General features: G+C 63.4%; 17 protein-coding genes. 11 read left to right on the top strand and 6 right to left on the bottom strand.

What is annotated here, in order from left to right; all coding sequences use genetic code 11:
- Positions 1-70: 70 nt before the first annotated feature.
- Positions 71-907, top strand: a complete 837-nt coding sequence (locus tag BLW71_RS32590) for an IclR family transcriptional regulator (protein ID WP_091806974.1) — start codon at positions 71-73, stop codon at positions 905-907.
- A 130-nt stretch (positions 908-1,037) separates the two neighbouring features.
- Positions 1,038-1,790, top strand: a complete 753-nt coding sequence (locus tag BLW71_RS32585) for an IclR family transcriptional regulator (protein ID WP_091809149.1) — start codon at positions 1,038-1,040, stop codon at positions 1,788-1,790.
- Between the two features lie 43 nt (positions 1,791-1,833).
- Here BLW71_RS32585 and pdxR read toward each other — a convergent pair whose 3' ends face one another.
- A complete protein-coding gene (pdxR, locus tag BLW71_RS32580) occupies positions 1,834-3,357 on the bottom strand; it encodes a MocR-like pyridoxine biosynthesis transcription factor PdxR (RefSeq protein WP_091806973.1) in 1,524 nt (507 codons plus the stop codon).
- A 364-nt stretch (positions 3,358-3,721) separates the two neighbouring features.
- Between pdxR and tauA the strand changes: the two genes are divergently transcribed.
- The 7 genes from tauA (at position 3,722) to BLW71_RS32545 (ending at position 12,162) form a co-directional block, all read left to right on the top strand.
- Positions 3,722-4,780 (top strand): taurine ABC transporter substrate-binding protein, encoded by a 1,059-nt coding sequence (gene tauA / locus BLW71_RS32575; RefSeq protein ID WP_177205152.1) that lies wholly within the window; start codon positions 3,722-3,724, stop codon positions 4,778-4,780.
- 30 nt (positions 4,781-4,810) lie between these two features.
- Positions 4,811-5,626, top strand: coding sequence for a taurine ABC transporter ATP-binding protein (locus tag BLW71_RS32570; RefSeq protein ID WP_091806971.1), 816 nt, complete (start codon positions 4,811-4,813; stop codon positions 5,624-5,626).
- Positions 5,619-6,539: an ABC transporter permease subunit gene (locus BLW71_RS32565; protein WP_091806969.1), complete on the top strand. Its 921-nt coding sequence runs from the start codon at positions 5,619-5,621 to the stop codon at positions 6,537-6,539. The genes BLW71_RS32570 and BLW71_RS32565 overlap by 8 nt, the downstream gene beginning before the upstream one ends.
- A 216-nt stretch (positions 6,540-6,755) precedes the next feature.
- Complete coding sequence (gene phnY / locus BLW71_RS32560) at positions 6,756-8,189, top strand: phosphonoacetaldehyde dehydrogenase (RefSeq protein WP_091806967.1); 1,434 nt, start codon at positions 6,756-6,758, stop codon at positions 8,187-8,189.
- A gap of 203 nt (positions 8,190-8,392) precedes the next feature.
- Entirely contained in the window at positions 8,393-10,225 is a 1,833-nt protein-coding gene (gene xsc, locus BLW71_RS32555) for a sulfoacetaldehyde acetyltransferase (RefSeq protein WP_091806965.1), read from the top strand.
- A 141-nt stretch (positions 10,226-10,366) separates the two neighbouring features.
- Positions 10,367-11,404, top strand: a complete 1,038-nt coding sequence (gene pta, locus BLW71_RS32550; protein WP_091806963.1) for a phosphate acetyltransferase — start codon at positions 10,367-10,369, stop codon at positions 11,402-11,404.
- Complete coding sequence (locus BLW71_RS32545) at positions 11,401-12,162, top strand: sulfite exporter TauE/SafE family protein (RefSeq protein ID WP_091806961.1); 762 nt, start codon at positions 11,401-11,403, stop codon at positions 12,160-12,162. Before pta ends, BLW71_RS32545 begins: the two co-directional genes overlap by 4 nt.
- A gap of 37 nt (positions 12,163-12,199) precedes the next feature.
- Here BLW71_RS32545 and BLW71_RS32540 read toward each other — a convergent pair whose 3' ends face one another.
- The 5 genes from BLW71_RS32540 to BLW71_RS32520 form a co-directional block, all read right to left on the bottom strand.
- Complete coding sequence (locus BLW71_RS32540) at positions 12,200-13,924, bottom strand: cobaltochelatase CobT-related protein (protein ID WP_091806959.1); 1,725 nt, start codon at positions 13,922-13,924, stop codon at positions 12,200-12,202.
- Positions 13,921-14,910 (bottom strand): AAA family ATPase, encoded by a 990-nt coding sequence (locus BLW71_RS32535; RefSeq protein ID WP_091806957.1) that lies wholly within the window; start codon positions 14,908-14,910, stop codon positions 13,921-13,923. Before BLW71_RS32535 ends, BLW71_RS32540 begins: the two co-directional genes overlap by 4 nt.
- 144 nt (positions 14,911-15,054) lie before the next feature.
- Entirely contained in the window at positions 15,055-16,485 is a 1,431-nt protein-coding gene (locus tag BLW71_RS32530) for an amino acid permease (protein WP_091806954.1), read from the bottom strand.
- Between the two features lie 238 nt (positions 16,486-16,723).
- Complete coding sequence (locus tag BLW71_RS32525; RefSeq protein WP_408483452.1) at positions 16,724-18,139, bottom strand: NAD(P)/FAD-dependent oxidoreductase; 1,416 nt, start codon at positions 18,137-18,139, stop codon at positions 16,724-16,726.
- 13 nt (positions 18,140-18,152) lie between these two features.
- Positions 18,153-18,563, bottom strand: a complete 411-nt coding sequence (locus BLW71_RS32520; RefSeq protein ID WP_091806951.1) for a nuclear transport factor 2 family protein — start codon at positions 18,561-18,563, stop codon at positions 18,153-18,155.
- 355 nt (positions 18,564-18,918) lie between these two features.
- On the opposite strand from BLW71_RS32520, the gene BLW71_RS32515 reads away from it, so the two are divergent.
- Together BLW71_RS32515 and BLW71_RS32510 are read left to right on the top strand one after the other, a co-directional pair.
- Positions 18,919-19,128 carry a DUF3311 domain-containing protein gene (locus BLW71_RS32515; protein WP_091809144.1) on the top strand — a complete coding sequence of 70 codons (210 nt, stop codon included), beginning with the start codon at positions 18,919-18,921 and terminating at the stop codon, positions 19,126-19,128.
- Between the two features lie 12 nt (positions 19,129-19,140).
- Positions 19,141-20,526 (top strand): sodium:solute symporter family protein, encoded by a 1,386-nt coding sequence (locus tag BLW71_RS32510; RefSeq protein ID WP_091806949.1) that lies wholly within the window; start codon positions 19,141-19,143, stop codon positions 20,524-20,526.
- Position 20,527 lies beyond the last annotated feature (1 nt).

The following is a 20,527-nucleotide window of genomic DNA, read 5'->3' as shown; positions in this document are numbered from 1 at the left end:
AGAAATTGCCGACCGGCGTGTGCAGCGCACGTGGACGCCGGCCAGTCACTGATCGGGAGCAAGGAAGCGTATGCAAGCACACTGCCCGTCGCCGCGCAGCGAATCCGTGGCCGAGGACTCACGGGCTTTGCGCGCCTTGGCCGTGCTCGAACAACTCGCGGCCGCGGGGCAGCCGTTTTCGCTATCGCAACTCTCGCTGCGCCTGCACATTCCCAAAGCGACGCTGATGCGGCTGATCGAATCGCTCGAAGCTCAGGGCTACGTCACGCATCTGCCCGACTCGCGCGGCACGGATCGCGGCATCACGCTGGGGCCGAAAGCGGCGCAACTCGCGCTCACCACGCTGTCCAACAACACGTTTGGGCGGGCCTGCCGTTCGCTGCTGCGCTCGCTGGTGGACGCGCTCGGCGAGACCTGCAACCTCACCGCGCTCGATCGCGACACCGTGCTCTATCTGGAGCGCGTGGAGACCACTGAACCGCTGCGGCTGCATTTGCAGCCCGGCACGCGGGTGCCGTTGCACTGCACCGCCAGCGGCAAACTGTTCCTCTCACAGATGCCGCCGGCCGAACGCCGCCTCGTGCTCGTGCGGCTGACGCTGGAGCGACGAACGCAAGGCACGCTGACGGAATTGAATCTGCTGGAGGCGGAACTCGACCGCCTCGCCGTGCGCGGTATCGGCATCGACAACGAGGAACTGGTGCGCGGCATGGTGGCGGTCGCGGTGCCGGTGCGAGATACCACCGACGGGCACGTGCTCGCTTCGCTGGCGATTCACGCGCCGACCGCGCGCGCGAGTCTGAACGACCTGCTGAAGACCGTGCCCCGACTCAAGGACGCGGCGCTGAAGCTCGCCCCACTCTTATCCGCAGGGCCTTCTGCGGAGCATGCGCACCATGAGCGCTGAGGCTTTCCCCATGAGCGATCCATTCGATCCGCAGGACTCCGCCGCAGCCGTCCGGCCCGGCGGCGTGAAGGCCGGGCGGCCCAAAGCGGAGTTGTACAATGACGCCGATCCATTTTCCGGAACGGCAGGCATGACCAAAGCGGATACTCCGACGCTGCGCGCGTTTGCGCTGCTCGAACACCTCGTCAACTCGGACGGCCCGGTATCGCTCGCCGATATTGCGCAGGACGTCGCGCTGCCCAAGGCGTCGCTGCATCGCATGCTCGCTTCGCTGGAAGCCGGCGGTCTCGTGATCCGCGAGCCCGGTCAGAAAAACGCCTATGTAATCGGACCACGGCTCGCGCAGCTCGCGTTGGGCGTGGTGATGCATTCCGGCGCGCGGCGCCTGCGTCACGCGATTCTCGCGCGTCTGGTGGCCGATCTCGGCGAGACCTGCAACCTCACCATGCTGCATGAAACCGAGGTGCTGTATCTCGACCGGATGGAAGCGCCGTGGCCCTTGCGCCTCGATCTCAAACCCGGCTCGCACGTCCCCGCGTATTGCAGTGCGAGCGGCAAACTGCTGCTGGCCATGCTGCCGCGCGAACAGCGCTCGGCGCTCGTGCGCGCACTGAAACTCGAACGCTTCACGCAGAACACCATCACCGATCCGGAACTGCTCGAGGCGGAACTCGACCGGACCGCGCACAAGCGCATTGCGATCGATAACGAGGAGTTTCTGGCCGGCATCGTATGCGTGGCGGCGCCAGTCGTCGATGAGAACGGCACCTGTATCGCGGCGGTCGCCGTGCATGCGCCGGTCTCGCGCGCGCCGCTGTCGCGCGCGCTCGAATTCGTGCCGCGTCTTCAGGAAGCCGCTCGGGAACTCGCGGCCACCTTCTGACACGAGCCCCTTTCTCTGCCATACCCGCTGCCGGGTATGTTCATCACGCAGGCTTCTGCTGGCGCACGAGTTCGGCCAGCAGGCGCACGCCCGCCTCGATCTTGTCGAGCTTGATCGCCGAGAAACCCATCCGGAAGCAGTGCTTCTGCTCCAGTCCGGTCATGAAGAACACACCGCCTGATTCGATCAGAATGCCGTGCTGTTCGGCGTCGGCGGCGAGGCGCACGGCGTCGAGCCACGGCGGCCCTTCCACCCAGCACGACGCGCCGCCCGTAATCGGGATGTAGCGCGCTTCGGGCATGTATGTGTCGAGCGCCGCCATCAACGCCAGCGCACGCTCGCGATAAGCGTGGGCGAGCCTGCGCAGCAGCGCGTCATGATGGCCGAGCGCGAGAAACGTCGCGAACGCACGCTGAATGTATGCCGCCGGATGCCGCACCATCAGACGGCGTAACGCGCGCAACTCATGCACCAGTTCGCGCGGACCCACGATATAGCCGAGCCGCAAGCCGGGCGCGAACGTCTTCGACAGACTGCCGATGTAGATCACGCGATCAGCCTTGTCCAAACTCTTGAGCGCCGGGTGCGGCATGCCTGAAAAATTGTTCTCGCTTTCGTAGTCGTCTTCGATCAGCACGAAATCGTGCTCTTGCGCGAGTTCGAGCAACGCATGCCGGCGATCGATCGGCATGGTGGCCGTGGTCGGGCACTGGTGGCTCGGCGTCACGTAGACGTAATCGCATTGAGCAAACAGCTGCGCGTCCTCGACGGGGCGCACGCCGCCCGCATCGACCGGCAACGGCACCAGTTGCGCATTGCGGTTCTCGAAGATATTGCGCGCGTCCGGATAGCCGGGGTTTTCGAATCCCACCGTGGTGCGCTCGCGCGCAAGCAGATCGGCCACCAGATATAACGCCTGCTGACAGCCGATCGTGATGACGATTTCATCCGGCATCGCGAACACGCCACGTCGCGGCAGCACACGCGTGCGGATCTGCTGGATCAGCGTGTCGTCGTCGCGGCCGATCAGATCCGGCGCCCAGTTGCGGATCTCCATCACCGAAAGCGCCTTCATGCAGCACTCGCGCCAGTCGTTGGTCGGAAAGAGCGACTGGTCGAACTGCCCGTAGATAAATGGATATTCGTAGTCCTGCCAGTTGCCCGGTTTGACGATGTTGCGCTGCGCGGAGGGCCGCCGCTGCACACGGTGCGCCCAATCGGGCCGCGCGGGCGCGGTGCCATGCTCGCCGCCGGGGACCGACTGCGACGGCTTGAAACCGTGGCGCCCTTCCAGCATCGCCGGATTGACGAAGTGCCCGCTGCGCTCGCGCGAAATCAGATAGCCCTCTTCCACGAGTTGCTGGTACGCCAGCACGACCGTATTTCTCGCGACGCTCAGTTGATCGGCCAGTTCGCGGCTGGACGGCAGCGCGGTTTGCGGCGGCAGTTGGCCGTCCAGAATCGCGGCCACCAGCATCTGGCGAATCTGCCCTTGCAGGCTCATGTTCGAGTCGCTGGGACGCTGAAAACGCTGCGTCCAAAGGGCCGTCGCAGTACGGCTAGACATGCTTCCTCCTGAAAGTGAACAGGCCGCGCCGGCCATCGCGTCGCTGCACGGCACAGCCGTCCGTCGCGATAGCAGTCATGGCACGGGCCGGCCAGGGCGGCTTCGGATCGGGTCCGCGTTGGGTCCGCGTCGGGCCCGGGTCGGATCCCGATCTGGATCGCGATCGGGGCCTGAGCGGTCCCCGAGCAGTCCCTGAGCAATCCCCGATTGCCATGTGGACTCAACGATCGGCGCCGTCTGGCACTAACTTGCCCGATTTTTTACTGACGATACTCGACTCACCCCGTCCACCGCGATCGGGACAAGCACCGGTCGTATCCACACGACTTCCATGCTCCATAGACAGCCACTTTTGAGACCTATTATGAAACGCCATAAAAGCCCGACCTCACGACCGTGGTTCCAATGGACGGCACGCTGCGTCCTGTCGCTGGTTTTCGCCGCCACGGCGAGCCTCGTGGCGACGCCCAGCCATGCGCAAGAAAAGGAAATCACGATCGCCTATCAGCAGATCGTCGACCCGTGGGTGGTCGGCATCGCGAACGGGTCGATCGAAAAGGCCACCGGCTACAAGATCAACTGGCGGCAATTCGAGTCAGGCGCGAAAGTCGCGACCGCGCTGGCATCCGGTGACGTCAAGGTCGGCGTGATCGGTTCGAGCCCGCTTGCCGCCGCCGTGAGCCAGGGTCTCGATCTGCAGCTCTTCTGGATTCTCGACAACATCAACCAGGCTGAAGCGATGGTGGTGCGCAATGGCTCCGGCGTGGCGAAACCCGCGGATCTGAAGGGCAAGACCATCGGCGTGCCGTTCGTGTCGACGACTCACTATCACACCATGTTCGCGCTGCAGCACTGGGGCATCAATCCGTCTGACCTGAAGATTCTCAACATGCAGCCCAATCAGATCGTCGCGGCCTGGGCGCGCGGCGACATCGACGCCGCCTACGTGTGGGATCCGGCACTCGCGGAACTGAAGAAAAGCGGCAAGGTGCTGATCACGTCCGGCGACCTCTCGAAGCTCGGCAAGCCGACCTTCGACGGCATTGCCGTCGATCGCAAATGGGGCGAGGACCATAAAGACTTCATGGCCAAACTCGTCAAGGCAATCGCCGACGCCGACCAGCAATACCGCAGCAATCCGTCGCAATGGAGCGCGACCTCGCCGCAAGCCGCCGCCATCGCGAAGATGATCGGCGGCTCGCCGGCGGACGTGCCGGGGTCGCTGTCGCTGTACGCCTTCCCCACGCTCGGCGAGCAGGCGTCCGCGCAATGGCTGGGTGGCGGCACGGCGAGCCGCGCCGCGCTCGCGCTGAAGGACACCTCGGAGTTCCTGAAAAGTCAGAAGCAGATTGGCGCCGTCCTGCCGGACTACTCGAAATTCGTGACGCCGGCTTACGCCGAAGCCGCCGCGCAACTCAAATGACGTAACCGTGATCCGGAATCAGGAGGCAACATGGAAAACATGACTGTCAGGAACGTGAGCGTGGTGTTCCCGGGGCGCCGGCCAGGTCAGACCGTACAGGCGCTCGACGATATCAACCTGACTATCCGCTCAGGCGACTTCGTCGTCGCGCTGGGGGCGTCCGGATGCGGCAAGACCACGCTGTTGTCGCTCATGGCCGGCTTCATCGCGCCGAGCCGGGGCGAGTTGCTGCTCGGCGGCGAACCGATCGCGGGGCCGGGCGCGGACCGCGGCGTGGTGTTCCAGAAGCATGCGCTATTGCCGTGGCTCAACGTGATCGACAACGCGGAATTCGGTCTCAAACTGCAAGGCGTGCCGCGCGCGCAGCGGCGCGAAATCGCCGTGCGCAACCTCGCGCTGGTCGGCTTGCAGGACTTCCACAAGCACATGATCTATCAGCTCTCGGGCGGGATGCAGCAGCGTGTCGGCATTGCCCGCGCGCTCACCTGCGATCCGGCAATGCTGCTGATGGACGAGCCGATGGCCGCGCTCGACGCGCTCACCCGCGAAACCATTCAGGAATTGCTGCTCGATGTCTGGAAGAAGACCAACAAGATGTTTTTCTTTATCACGCACAGCGTGGAGGAGGCACTCTTCCTTGCGAGCCGTCTGATCGTGATGTCGCCGCGTCCCGGCCGTATCACCCATACCTACGAACTGGACTTCAATCGCCGTTTTCTCGACACGCGCGACGCACGGGCGATCAAATCGAGTCCCGATTTCATCGCCATGCGCGAGCGTGTCCTCAACATCATTTACGGCGACGAGAAGATGCACGCCGCCGCGGCCGGAGTCGCTCATGTTTAGTTCAAAATCCGCTCAGGCCGTTCTGCACGGCGAGGCCGCCCCCATGGAGACGAACACGCCGGCACGGCCGCCTCGGCGACCGGGGCGCGGGCCTCGCATGCTCGCGAAGAAACCCGCCCGGCCCGGCGATACGTTCGGCGTGCCGGGGCAAGGCAGCAGCGTCGCCACGAGCCTCATCACGGTGGCCGCATTTGTCGGACTCTGGTTCGCGGCGACCAATCTGCACTGGATCAAGCCGCTCTTTCTGCCGTCGCCGCAGGCCGTCTACGCGAAGTTCATCTTTGTCGCCACCGAAGGTTTCGCCAATTCCACGCTCGCGCACCACACGGGTATCAGCCTGTTGCGGGTCTTCGGCGCATTCCTGCTCGCCTGCGTGAGCGCGATACCCGTCGGCGTGATGATGGGCGTGTCGCGCTTCGCGCGCGGCGCGTTCGATCCGCCGATCGAGTTCTACCGCCCGTTGCCGCCTCTCGCCTATTTGCCGCTCATCATCATCTGGTTCGGCATCGGCGAATTTTCGAAGGTGCTGCTGATTTACCTCGCCATTTTCGCGCCGCTCGCCATTGCGGCCCGTGCAGGCGTGCGCTCGGTTTCGATCGAACAGATTCACGCCGCGTATTCGATGGGCGCCTCGCGCACACAGGTGGTCCTGTACGTGATCCTGAAGTCGGCGATGCCGGAGATCTTCACCGGCATGAGAATCGGCATCGGCGTCGGCTGGACGACACTGGTGGCCGCCGAAATGGTCGCATCGACCAGCGGCCTCGGCTTCATGGTGCTCAACGCAGCGGAATTTCTGGCGAGCGACGTGGTCATCATGGGGATTATCGTGATTGGCTTCTTCGCGCTCTGCTTCGATCTGCTGATGCGTTATATCGAGCGCGTGCTGGTGCCCTGGAAAGGCAGGGTCTGACAAGGCGTCGCCGTGCTTCACTCACAAGGGCCTGCGGGCCCTTTCTCTTTCGCTTCAGCGTCGCAGTGATACGGCGCTGGACTCAGCGACTCCCCCAAGCTGGCTCTACCCCGTTGCCGTGCGCAACGGCAATATCGGTCGCAACGGTAAGGCAGTTGTCTTCCGCGATCGTTAATCCAGTCAGGGGGCCACGTGAACGCCATCGTCAAACCAGGCATGTCTTTTGGGGTTCGACACGAGACCATGCGCATCGGCGGTGAAAAGATCACGCGCGCGGAAGTCATCGACGTATTCAATCCCTATACGCGCGAGCTCGTCGGCACGGTTCCGAAAGCCACGGTAGACGACGTGCGGCACGCTTTCGACTACGCGCACGCATATCGCGCCAGCCTCACACGCTATGAGCGCGCGCAGATCCTGCGGCGCGCGGCGGATATGGTGCGCGAGCGGACCGGCGAAATCGCCGCTCTGATCACCGCCGAATCCGGGCTCTGCAAGAAAGATTCGCTATACGAAGCGGGCCGCGTCAGCGACGTATTGATCTTCGGCGCCGCCGAGGCGCTGAAGGACGACGGCCAGATTTTCTCCTGCGATCTGACGCCGCACGGCAAACAGCGCCGCGTCTATACGCAGCGCGAGCCGCAGCTCGGCGTGATCTGCGCGATCACGCCGTTCAATCATCCTATGAACCAGGTGGCGCACAAGATCGTGCCATCCATCGCCACCAATAACCGGATCGTCGTCAAACCGTCCGAGAAAGTGCCACTGTCCACCTGCCTGCTCGCCGACATTCTCTACAGCGCCGGCCTGCCACCACAGATGCTCCAGGTGGTCACGGGCGACCCGAAAGACATTGCGGACGAACTCATTACAAACCGGCACGTCGACCTCATTACGTTCACGGGCGGGGTCGCCATCGGCAAACACATCGCGAACAGGATGGGTTATCGGCGCGCGGTGCTCGAACTGGGCGGCAACGATCCGCTCATCGTGATGGAAGACGCGGACCTCGATGAGGCGAGCACGTTGGCCGTTTCCGGCTCGTACAAGAACTCCGGGCAGCGCTGCACCGCCATCAAGCGGATGCTCGTGCACGAAGCGGTGGCGGATCGCTTCGTTGAATTGCTGGTGGAAAAGAGTCGCGCAATACGTTACGGCGATCCGGCCGATCCCGCTACCGACATGGGCACCGTGATCGACGAGGACGCCGCGATCTTCTTCGAAGCGCAGGTCAACGACGCCGTCAATCGCGGCGCGAAGCTGCTGCTCGGCAACGTGCGCCGCGGCGCGCTTTATTCGCCGACCGTGGTCGATCGCGTCACGCCGGATATGCCGCTCGTGCGATATGAAACTTTCGGTCCAGTTTCGCCGGTCATCCGCTTCCGCGATATCGACGAAGCGATCCGGATTTCCAACTCGACGGACTACGGCCTGTCCTCTTCCGTCTGCACGAACCGGCTCGATTACATCACGCGATTTATCACGGAATTACAGGTGGGCAGCGTGAACGTGCGCGAGGTGCCCGGCTACCGCCTCGAACTGACGCCGTTCGGCGGCATCAAGGACTCGGGGCTCGGCTACAAGGAAGGCGTTCAGGAAGCGATCAAGAGCTTCACCAACGTGAAGACGTACTCGTTGCCGTGGCTGTGACAGCGCAGCCACGGCCATTTGCCACCGGCGCGAGCCCAACCCGCCAAACAGCCGCCCCAAACCAAATGCCAACCGATTTTGATACAAAACGTTCCATTTATTTGAATTTATGTTGACGCACCGAAGCGACTGACCTACATTTGAAACACCAATCATTTTTCGGTATTTTTTGTTCCATTTATTTCGAAGAATCGGAGACACCCATGAGCGAGCAGAATCCTTCCCAACGCGACGCTACCGCCGACAACCGTGTCAGCGGCCCGCAGGCCATGACGCCGTCGGAAGCGTTCGTCGAAACCCTGGCGGCCAACGGCGTGACCGATATGTTCGGCATCATGGGCTCGGCGTTCATGGACGCCATGGACATTTTTGCGCCCGCCGGCATCCGTCTGATTCCGGTGGTGCATGAGCAAGGCGCCGGCCATATGGCCGACGGCTACTCGCGCGTGTCGGGACGCCACGGCGTGGTGATCGGCCAGAACGGCCCCGGCATCAGCAACTGCGTCACAGCCATTGCGGCAGCCTACTGGGCGCACAGCCCGGTCGTGATCGTCACACCGGAAGCGGGCACCATGGGGATCGGTCTGGGCGGCTTCCAGGAAGCCAAGCAACTGCCCATGTTCCAGGAATTCACCAAGTATCAAGGCCATGTCACCCATCCGGCACGCATGGCGGAATTCACCGGCCGCTGTTTCGACCGCGCCATGGCGGAGATGGGACCGACCCAGCTCAATATCCCGCGCGATTACTTCTACGGCCAGGTCAAAGTGGAAATCCCCCAGCCGCAGCGTCTCGATCGCGGCGCGGGCGGTGAGCAACGCCTGAACGAAGCGGCAGAACTGCTCGCGCAAGCGAAGTTCCCGGTGATCATTTCAGGCGGCGGCGTGGTGATGGCCGACGCGATCGAAGAATGCAAGGCGCTCGCCGAGCGACTGAACGCGCCGGTCGTGAACAGCTACCTGCACAACGATTCGTTCCCGGCCAGCCATCCGCTGTGGTGCGGCCCGCTCGGCTATCAGGGCTCGAAGGCCGCCATGAAGCTGCTTTCGCGCGCCGACGTCGTGATCGCGCTCGGCTCGCGTCTCGGACCGTTCGGCACGCTGCCGCAGCACGGCCTGGACTACTGGCCGACCAACGCGAAGATCATCCAGATCGATGCCGATCACAAGATGCTCGGTCTCGTGAAGAAGATCTCGGTAGGCATTTGCGGCGACGCGAAGGCCGCCGCCGTCGCATTGACCGAGCGCCTTGCCGGACGCAAGATTGCCTGCGACGCCACGCGCGAAGAACGCGGCGCTCAGATCGCCGCAGAAAAAGCGGCATGGGAGAAAGAGCTCGACGATTGGACACACGAGCGCGACGCCTACAGCCTCGACATGATCGAAGAGCAGAAGCACGAACGCACGCCTGGCGGCGGCACCTATCTGCATCCGCGCCAGGTGCTGCGCGAACTGGAAAAGGCCATGCCGGAAGACGTGATGGTGTCGACCGACATCGGCAACATCAACTCGGTGGCCAACAGCTATCTGCGCTTCAACAAGCCGCGCAGCTTCTTCGCGGCGATGAGCTGGGGCAATTGCGGCTACGCGTTTCCGACCATCATCGGCGCCAAGGTCGCCGCGCCGCACCGCCCGGCCGTTTCATATGCGGGCGACGGCGCATGGGGCATGAGCCTGATGGAAACCATGACCTGCGTGCGTCATAACATTCCGGTGACGGCAGTGGTGTTCCACAACCGCCAATGGGGCGCAGAGAAGAAGAACCAGGTGGACTTCTACAATCGCCGCTTCGTGGCGGGCGAACTCGATAACCAGAGCTTCGCGGCCATTGCCCGCGCGATGGGCGCCGAAGGCATCGTGGTGGATCGTCTCGAAGATGTCGGCCCCGCGCTCAAGCGAGCGATCGACGCGCAGATGAACAGCGGCAAGACCACCATCATCGAGATCATGTGCACCCGTGAACTGGGCGATCCGTTCCGCCGCGACGCGCTCTCCAAGCCTGTGCGCATGCTCGACAAGTACAAGGACTACGTTTAACGGTTCGGGCGCGCGCGGGCACCGTGCACAGGCAGACGGAGCCCGCAGTGCTCACAGGCCGGAAACAGGCGCGCCCTCGCGGGCGCTCTGTCTCCGGCTTCTTCGTTGCGCGTCTCGCTGTCTCTCCAAACGGCCATTTCCATGAAAGCCATCAACCGCATCATTGAACAAGCGCGTCGTTCACCCATGCGTATCGTGCTGAGCGAGGCCGAAGATCCGCGCGTGTTGCAGGCCGCACAGCGCGCGAGCCGCGAAGGCATTGCCCGCATTCTGCTCGTGGGCGACGCCACGCGCATTCGCGAGGCCGCAGCCCGCTTCGACGTCGATCTGTCGGCAATGGAGTTGGTGGACCCCGTAGCTTCCGCGCTCGCACCGCTATATGCCGAGGAACTGTTCGCTCTGCGCAGCAAAAAAGGCATGACGCGCGAACAGGCGCACAAAGAAATCCTCAACCCACTCTGCTTCGCGAACCTGATGGTGCGACTCGGCCACGCGGACGGCTCCGTGTCCGGCGCGGTCAACACCACCGCCGACGTGGTGCGCACCGCGATCCAGATCATCGGCATCGCGCCTTCATTCAAGCTCGTATCGAGCTTCTTCCTGATGATGCTGTGCGAGCCGTTCCACACGCTCAAGGGCGGCCTGATTTTCTCGGACTGCGCACTCGTGGTGGAGCCCGATGCCGGCCAGCTCGCCGAGATCGCGATCGCCGCCGCAGACAGCGCGCAAAGCCTTCTGATGGACGAGCCGCGCGTGGCGATGCTGTCGTTTTCGACCAGCGGCAGCGCTCACCATGCGGCCGTCGACAAAGTGGTCAATGCGACCCACATCGTGCAGGAACGCCGCCCGCATCTCGCGATCGACGGCGATGTGCAACTCGACGCGGCCATCGTTTCCGAAATCGCGCTGCGCAAAGTCAAGCACTCGCAGGTGGAGGGCCACGCCAACGTGCTGGTGTTTCCGAGTCTGGAAGCGGGCAACATCGGCTACAAGCTGGCCGAGCGGATCGGCGGTGCGAAGGCGATCGGCCCACTGCTGCAGGGCCTGCGCAAGCCGGCCAACGACCTGTCGCGCGGCTGCAGCGCGGACGACATCTACTACGTGACCGCCGTCACTGCGGTCCAGGCGCAAGCCGCGCTCACACATCCCGACGTCCTCCTCACACCGTCTCTTTCATGATCGTTCAGAAGTTGCTGCCTCTCCTCGCGCTGATGGGCTTTGCGAGCTATTTTCAAACCATCACCGGCTTCGGCCTGAGCATGATCGTCATCGGCGCGGCCAGCGGCTTCGAACTGGCGCCGGTCACGAGTCTCGCCGCCCTGCTCAGCCTCGTGACACTCGCCAATAGCGCGACCGCCTTGCCCGGCAAATTCCATCACATCGACTGGCGCGCGGTGGGCGCCGCCACGCTGGGCGTCCTGCCCTCCGTGGTGGCGGGCGTGCTGGTGCTGAATCTGCTGAGCAACGCGGCCTCCAGCGTATTGCAACTGCTGCTGGGCGCCGTGGTGCTGTACGGCGGCCTGAGTGCGGCACTGCGTCCGGCGCCGCTCGCGTGCCGCTCGGCCGATAGGAGTTTCTTCGTCAGCGGACTGTTCGGCGGTCTGCTGAGCGGCATGTTCGGCGTATCCGGGCCACCGTTGATTTTTCAGTTCTATCGTCAGCCGCTCTCGCTCATGCAGATCCGCTACGCGCTGATTCTGATCTTCACGGTGACTTCGATCACCCGCACGTTGTTTAGCGCGTACGAGGGCCAACTCGACGCCGACCTCTGGATGCAGGCCGCCTTCGCGGTCCCGGTCGTCGCCCTCATGACGATGGTGGCGCGGCAGTACCCGCCGCCGCTATCGGGCGTGATGACGCGCCGCATCGCGTTCGCGATTCTGATGGTGATCGGCGCTTCGTTGATCCTGCATGCGCTGCAGCAGTTGGTGCGCTGACGCGCGAGCCAGACCGTTCCCGAGCTTCACAGTCCCGTTACCGCCGCGCGCCGATCCAGCCGACGAGTTCGGCGAACAGCGACATGTCAGGCGGCGCGGACAGATCGACAGCAAGGCAACGGCGGTAATACGGACTCAGATCGAGTCCCACGCCAAGACCGAGCAATTCGACGTCGCGCGCGGCTTCATTGCGCGCCACTACCTGCTTCAGGTGATTGTCGAGGTAATAGGTATCGTTGACCTGTGCGGTCGCGGTATCCATCGGACTGCCGTCCGAGATCACGACGAGGATGCGCCGCGCCTCGGCGCGCGCACGCAGTCGCGTGCAGGCCCAATCGACCGCTTCGCCGTCCACGCCCTCGCGGAACAGATCGGCCTTGAACAGCGCGGCGATGTCGGCGCGAGCGCGCCGCCAGCTTGTCGCGGCATCTTTGAAGACAAGGTGTGCGACCTCGTTGAGCCGCCCCGGATGATGCGGCCGGCCGCCGGCCAGCCAGTCGAGCCGCGCGCGGCCGCCATTCCATGCGCCGGTCGAAAATCCCAGCACCTCGCTGGCCACACCGGCCTGATCGAGCGCGCGCGTGAGCACATCCACCAGCATCGCTACCGGCTCGATATAGGTTCGCATGGACCCTGAACAATCGATGAGAAAGCTCACCACGCAATCGGCGAGCGGCTTGTGCCGTTCCAGCACGAACAAACGCCGCTCGGCCGGCGAGCAGACCAGTTGCGCGAGACGCCGGCCGTCGATACGCCCGTGCTCTTCACCGAACGACCAGCCATCGCGTTGTGGCACGGCGAGCGCGGCCTTCAGCGCATACGCGAGCCGCGGCACGTTGATGCGCTGCGCGGCGATCCGCTTGTCGAGCTGGTCGCGATACTCGGCGAGTAACTCGCGCCGAATCCGCGAGCCAGGCATCAATTCGCGGTCGTAGCGCGTGGTGTACGCGAGGTAGCGTTGCCCGGCGTCGCGCAGAACACGGCTGTCGCCGGTGGCCGCGAGACCCATGTCGACCTGCTCGCCTTCGTCGGTATCGAACCACAGCGCGAACATGGCGCGCACGGCTTCGTCGTCTTCCGGCGCCTGCTCGTCTTCTTCAAGGGACTGCGCGCGTGCTTCACGCATCATCTGGCTGACGAGACGAGCTAGTGCGAGCGCATGAATCGCGAACGTGCCCTGCTCCGTCCGATACCGCCGCAGCGCCGCGAGCGGCACGCCCAGCGTCGGCGTGATCGCGGCGCGAGTGGCTTCGATCAGGCCTTCGGTCTCTTCCAGCACGGGCCAGCCCGACAAACGCGACCAGACGATCTGGGCGACCGTGTAAAGCAGAATGCCCAAGTGGCCGTCGGCAAGTCCGGTGCGATAAAAAGCCCTCGACCATGTTTCGAAGCGATGACGCAGATTCCGCGCGAGCCCCGGCATGCCGGCGGGTGCGAGCGCTTCGCAACGCAGCTGCTCGAAGAGTTCGAACATGAGCCGTTCAACGGGCTCGACGGGGCACAGGCTCGCGTGGAGAGTCGCATCGGAATGCGTCAAACGCAGCGCGGCGCCATCCGCTGCTCCACGCAAGGAGAGCAGATCATCAACCCGCGGGTCAGTGCGCAGATGCGGCGCATGAAGCGGCAGTGCACGCAAGCCACGATACAGACGGCCGGCACGGTAATGCAGCGCGGCGTCGCCGGTCAACGCGCGCACCGCCGCCGCACACAGGTTCTGACGCTGCTCCGCGCGGCGCGTGGCTTGCCGCTCGGCAGCGCTCATTGCGCCACCATCGAATGGGCCTCGCGCTCAGGCGCGCTTTCCAGCTCTCTGTCGAAGCAGCGCTGGAAATACTCGGCCACGATGGGCCGTTCCGCTTCGTCGCACTTGTTGACGAAGGTGAGGCGAAACGCCATGGCGGGATCGCGGAAAATCTGGCAGTTCTCCGCCCAGTCGATCACCGTGCGCGGCGACATCAGCGTGGACAGATCGCCGGCGGCAAAGCCCTTGCGCGTCAGTTCCGCGACACTGATCATCGACTCGATCAGTGCGCGGCCGGCAGCGTCGGCGAGTTCCGGCACACGTGCGAGCACGATGCCGGCCTCTTCGGCGCGCGGCAGATAGTTGAGCGTGGCCACGACGTTCCAGCGGTCCATCTGCGCGTGATTCAGCAACTGCGTACCGTGATACATGCCGTTCAGATTGCCTAGGCCGACGGTATTGGTCGTGGCGAACAGCCGGAAATACGGGTGCGGATGAATCACGCGATTCTGATCGAGCAGCGTGAATTTGCCGTCGCGCTCCAAAATGCGCTGAATCACGAACATGACGTCGGGACGGCCAGCGTCGTATTCGTCGAAGATCAGCGCCATGGGCCGTTGCAGTGCCCAGGGCACGATGCCTTCTTGGAACTCGGTCACCTGCAGGTCGTCGCGCACGATGATGGCGTCTTTGCCCACCAGATCGAGACGGCTGATATGCCCGTCCAGATTCACGCGCACGCACGGCCAGTTGAGCCGGGCCGCGACCTGTTCGATGTGGGTCGACTTGCCCGTGCCATGCAGGCCCTGCACCATCACGCGGCGCTCGCGCATGAAGCCGGCGAGAATCGCCAGCGTCACTTCAGCATTGAAGCGGTACGCCTCGTCGACTTCCGGAACGTGGTCGTCACGGTCGCTAAACGCCGGCACCATCAAACCTGAATCGATGCCGAACAACGTTCGCACCGAGACCATCCGGTCCGGTTTGCCTGTCACGATATCGGTCACTACGGTCTCCTTCGCGCTATGTCTGAACGGCGGCTGGCGCGGCGCTCAGCAGCCGCACGCGGCCTTGCCGGTTCATCATACGCACTTTCTTTTTTCGATACAAATCATCTCGTTTTTTATAGCGACGATTTTGGACCGTAAGTATCAGCGGTGACGATGCCGGTATTCGACCGTCTCCGGCTCGCGAAAGAGTTCGTCGGTTTTGCGCACGCGCAGCAGATAAGCGAGCAGCAGCACGCCGAGACTCGCGACACCGAACCAGAGCGGCTGACGTTGCTCCGGAATAAAGGCCATCGCGACCAGAATGCCCACCATGCCGAGGATCGCGACCCACGTGAGGTATGGATAGCACCACATCCTCACTCGCAGCTTCTGCGGCGCATCCCGCTCGATGCGGGCACGCAGTTTCAGTTGCGAGATCGCAATCAGCACGTAGACAAAAATCGCCACCGTGCCGTACGAATTCACGAGAAACGCGAACACGGTATCCGGCGAGACGTACGACATGACGACCGACGCGTAGCCGAATACGGTACCGATCAGAATCGCGCGCACCGGCACGCCACGGCGATTGACCTTGGCGAGCGCAGCGGGCGCGTCGCCGTGGCGCGTCAGCGCGAAGATCATCCGCGACGCCGCGTAGAGACCGGAATTGAGCGCCGACAGTACAGCCGTGAGCACGATGGCGTTCATGACGCTGGCGGCGGCCGGGATACCCATCGCATCGAGCGCGCTGACATAGGGCGTCGCCATCTTCGGCGAGTTCCACGGCACGAGCGCAACGACGAGCAGAATCGAGCCCACATAAAAGACCAGCACGCGCGTAATCACCGAGTTGGTCGCTTTGGCGACTGCCTTCGCGGGCTCCTGCGCTTCGGCCGCCGCGATGGTGACGATTTCCGCGCCGAAGTAAAAACCCGTGGCGGCGACCGCGCCGCTCAGCACCGGTCCAATGCCTTTGGGCATCAGGCCGCCGTGCGAGAGCAGCGTCGGCAGCACTTCGGTAACGTGCTTCGACGCGGGCCACAGCCCCAGCACGTACATGCCGCCGAGAAACAGAAACACCATGATCGCCGCGACCTTGATCGATGCGAACCAGAACTCGAATTCACCGTAACTGCCGACCGAGACGAGGTTGGTCGCCGTGAGCGTCACCAGCAACACGAGACTGATCGCCCATGCGGGCACGTCGGGTAACCAGAACTGCACAAGCTTCGCACCCGCAACCGCCTCGACCGCCACGACGATGACCCAGAAATACCAGTACATCCAGCCGGTGAGAAAGCCGGCCAGGTTGCCGGAGGCACGCTTGCCGCCGAATGCCAGCCGCGCGTATTCGTAGAACGAGCCGACGGCCGGCATCGCGCAGGCCATTTCGCCAAGCATCCGCATGACAAGCACGACCAGTGCGCCGGTGATCAGAAACGACAACACCGCCGCGGGGCCGGCCTGCTGCACGACCACGCCGCTGCCGACGAAGAGCCCTGCGCCGATCACGCCGCCTAGCGCGATCATCGTCATGTGGCGCTGCTTGAGGCCCGCCTTCAATTCCGTTGTATCTGTAGATTGCTGCATGTCACCTCCACGTTCCGTCATCCGATCGCGGGCGGAACGGCTCTGCAGAGCAGCCGCCCGAGTCCCGGCGTCTTCAATCACGGATGGGGCGAGGACGCTTCGGCGTCTCGCCATATGATTTTTTATGAAGCACCGCACTGCACCGGCGCATGGTGCCAGTGTGCACCGTTTGCGCCGTGCGGGCGGCAAGTTTCGAGCCGAGCGCGGCATGAGCGACGGCTAGCCGCCGCTCGCCGTATCAGGGTTTCTCGTCGCGGCGGAAATACAGTTGATACAGCATCCGCTGGCCGATCCGCCGGAACGGCGCGAACGGGTGCCCGGGCAATGGCGACGTGAAAATCGGCAGTGTCTGCTTCGCGCCCTTTCCCGCAATGCGTTCGGCGAGCCGGCGCCCCGCCTGCTGCGAATACGACACGCCGTTGCCGCCGTAGCCGAGCGCGTAGTACACGGTCTGCATCGGATCCGGCTGATACACGCGCGGCATCATGTCGTGACTGACGTCCACCCAGCCCCACCACGAGTAGTCGATCGTGACGCCACGCAAGGCCGGAAACTTGCGGACCATGCCTTCCACCAGCAGATCGTAATGGCGCGAATTGGGCGCGTCGGCGCCGGTGATCGCGGAACGGCTGCCGATCTGCAAGCGGTTGTCCGGCAGGAAACGGTAATAGAAGCGCAACGTGCGCGTATCCGTGAGCACCTGGGTCGTGCGAAAGTTGCACGCGGCGATTTCCTGCTTCGTGAGCGGACGCGTGACCATCGAATTCGACAGGATCGGCATGATGCGGCTGCGCAGCGAAGCGTGCAGCGTCTGTGCCGTATACGCCCCGGTCGCAATACCGACCGCACGCGCGCGCACGGTGCCGCCCGGTGTGCGCAGATGATGCACGCCATTGATGGTTTCCCAGCCGAGCACGGGGCTCGCCGGATGCACCCTGGCGCCCGCTTCACGGGCAAGCCGCAGATAACCGAAGGCGAGCTTCAACGCATGAATGCCGATCCCTTCCGGCTCGTGAAGCGCCCCGGCCGCTTCCGCGTCGTTGACATACTCGCGCTGGAAGGTGCGCTTGTCGATCAGTTCGGACGGATAGCCGAACACGTCCTTCCATACCTTGGCCTCGGCGGCGAGCTTTTGCATGATGCGCGGACGGTGCGCGATCAGAAAATGGCCACCGGGTTGCGGATCGCAATCGATCTCCGCGATCAGCGACTTGAAGTTATCGAACCCTTCCTGAATCTCGTCGTGCATTTTCAACGCGACATCTTTACCCCAGCGCTCGATCCATTGGGAACGCGACAGACGGCCCGAGGCGTTCTGACCTTGCCCACCGTTGCGGCTGCTGCAACCCCAACTCGTCTTGTTGGCTTCCAGCACGACCGCCTTGATGCCGTGCTCCCGTGCGAGACAGAGCGCGGTGGCGAGCCCGGTATAGCCGCCGCCGATAATCGCCACATCCACGTCGACGTCCGCCGTGATCGGGCCGTCGTCTTCGGGTGGCGTGCCCGCGGTCGCGACCCAGTAGGTCGGCGCGTATTGCTTGCCCCATCCCGGTCCGGGCGACACCAGCGGGTCGTACGCCGGATCGTAGCGCGTATCGTCTTCGGGGGCGGACGGCATGCCTTGCGCGACGCGTTCGATTTCACTGTGCTCCATGTGAAGCTCCCGATCAGCGTACGAGGTTCTGCTTCGGACGTTCCTTGCGAAACGCCCGCTTCACCGCGATGAGGCCGTCGCGGAACTCGAACAGGTCGCATCCTTCCGCCTCGATACGCCAGCCCTCCGCGTGCGTTCCCGTGAACACCCACTCGGACACGCCGCGTTCGCCGCTCACGTAGTGGCGGCCCTTGCCCCAATGTGCGTCGGGAAAGGTCTTGAACACCGCTTCGAACGCCGCACGTGTGGCGTCACGACCCACGAAACGCGTGCCGAAGACTTCCGGACCGCCTGCTGCATCGAACACGCAATCGTCGGTCATGAAGGTCATCAACGCGTTGGCGTCGTGACGATTGAACGCATCGGAAAACGCGGCCAGCGTGTCGGCCGTGACGTGCTGCAGTGGGGTCTGTGTTTGAGCCATTGCTCTCTCCTCCTGGATGACTTTCGATAAGGCATGAGACGCCGCCATCGGCTGGCGATCCGTGAGGAAATTGTAGGCAGGGGGGTGCCCGGCCGGTAGGTCCAGTGCGGTGCTTTCGCCTGGTGCAGCAGGCGCAAATGTGGCCCATGAAGCGGATCTCGACACGCGCGGCGCCCTCTTTGCGGCGCCCGCTGAATTGGACTCATCGACTCCCGTGAACTGGCTCTATGGTTCTGGTTTTTTGTTCGGCAACACTGCGGGTACTGGCCTTTACCTGTACCGATTGCCTGTCCTTGCGCGACTGCCAGAGCTGATGGCCGCGCGTGTCCATGACTTCACGCTGCGAGGAGTTGAGGTGCTCAAACTGTTTATCGGACTCGGCATTCCCTATCTGGGCGTGATCGGCCTGCTGCCGTGGGTGGCTTCCGTCGACCGCTTCGTATTGGGCGTGCCGTTCATCTATGCGTGGATCTTCGCGTGGTTCATCCTCACCTCCGGCTGCCTGATGATCTGCTGGCGCGTGTTCGACAGCCGCCACGACGAGTCCCACCCGCAAAACCGCTAAAGGAGTGTCCGGATGGCCACCGCAGTCTTTCTCGGCTTCCTCGCTTTCTCGCTTTACCTCGCGATCCGTTCGAACAAGGGACGCGGTCCGCAGAGCGTGCATGATTTCTTCGTCGCATCGCGGCAGTTCGGTGCGTACCTCGTCTTCTTTCTCGCAGCCGGCGAGATCTACAGCATCGGCACGATGGTCGGCTTTCCGGGCGGCATCTATGCGAAAGGGCCGACATACGGCGTCTGGTTTCTCGGCTACATTCTGCTCGCCTATCCGGTGGGCTATTTCATCGGCCCGAAGATCTGGCAAGCCGGCAAGCGCTACAACGCGATCACGCTGCCCGATCTGTTCAAGGGACATTTCCAGAGCCGCTCGCTCGAACTGATCGTTGCAGGCTCCGCGATCGTCTTTCTTTTGCCATGGGGCCAACTGCAATTTACCGGGCTCGTTGCCGCGCTGAACGGTCTCGGCTGGAACTTCAAACCGCTCTATCTGATCCTGATTTCGGCATTGCTCGCGTTCACGTATATCGCGATCGCGGGCGTGCGGGCATCGGCTTATATCGCCGTGCTCAAGGATATCCTGATGGTCGTGGCGATCGTCGTGACCGGCGTCGCCGTATCGATGGAAGTCGGGGTGACCGATGTCTTTCATGCAGCCAGCCAGCATGTGAGCAACCGGATGAACTCGCACCAGTTGACCTTCTCGATGAGCACCATGTTGTTCCAGTCGCTCGGCTTCTATGTCATGCCGTTCGCGGTACAGAATTTTTTCACCGCGAAGAGCGCCAACACGATCCGCCGCACTCAGGTCGCCATGCCGCTTTACATGCTGATGTATCCGTTTCTCGTGGTCGCGTCGTACTATGCGATCAGTCAGAACCTGCATCTCGCCTCGCCGAATGAAGCGTTCTTCGCGGCCGCGATCCGGCTGTTGCCGGGTTGGCTGCTTGGCCTCGTCGCCGCCGGCGCGTCGCTGTCCGGGCTGCTCGTGCTGGCCGGCATCTGTCTCGCGATCGGCCCGATCGTGACTCGCAATCTCCTGCCGGGCATGCCGGAGGCCCGCCAGAAAACGAGCGCGAAAGTGGTGATCGTGCTGTACCTGCTGGTGTCGATCGTGATGACGCTGCTCACGCCGAATCTGATGCTCACGCTGATCAACACCACCTATTACGGCGTGACGCAATTTTTCCCCGGCGTGATGGTCGTTCTGTTCGGACTGCGCGTGCGGCCGGCTGCCATTGCATCGGGCATGTTGACCGGGCAAGTGCTGGCGATCATCCTTTACGTATTGCAAATCGACCTTGGCGGCTTCAATCTGGGGCTGGTATGCCTCGGCGTGAACCTGCTGGTCGTCACTGCGGTGAACCTCACCGCGAAACCGAGCCGCGCGCACGCGCTGGGCTGAA

The organism is Burkholderia sp. WP9, from assembly GCF_900104795.1.
Classification (GTDB): domain Bacteria; phylum Pseudomonadota; class Gammaproteobacteria; order Burkholderiales; family Burkholderiaceae; genus Paraburkholderia.
The sequence above is the reverse complement of the archived record's forward strand: the minus strand, read 5'-3'. Positions and strand labels throughout refer to the sequence as shown.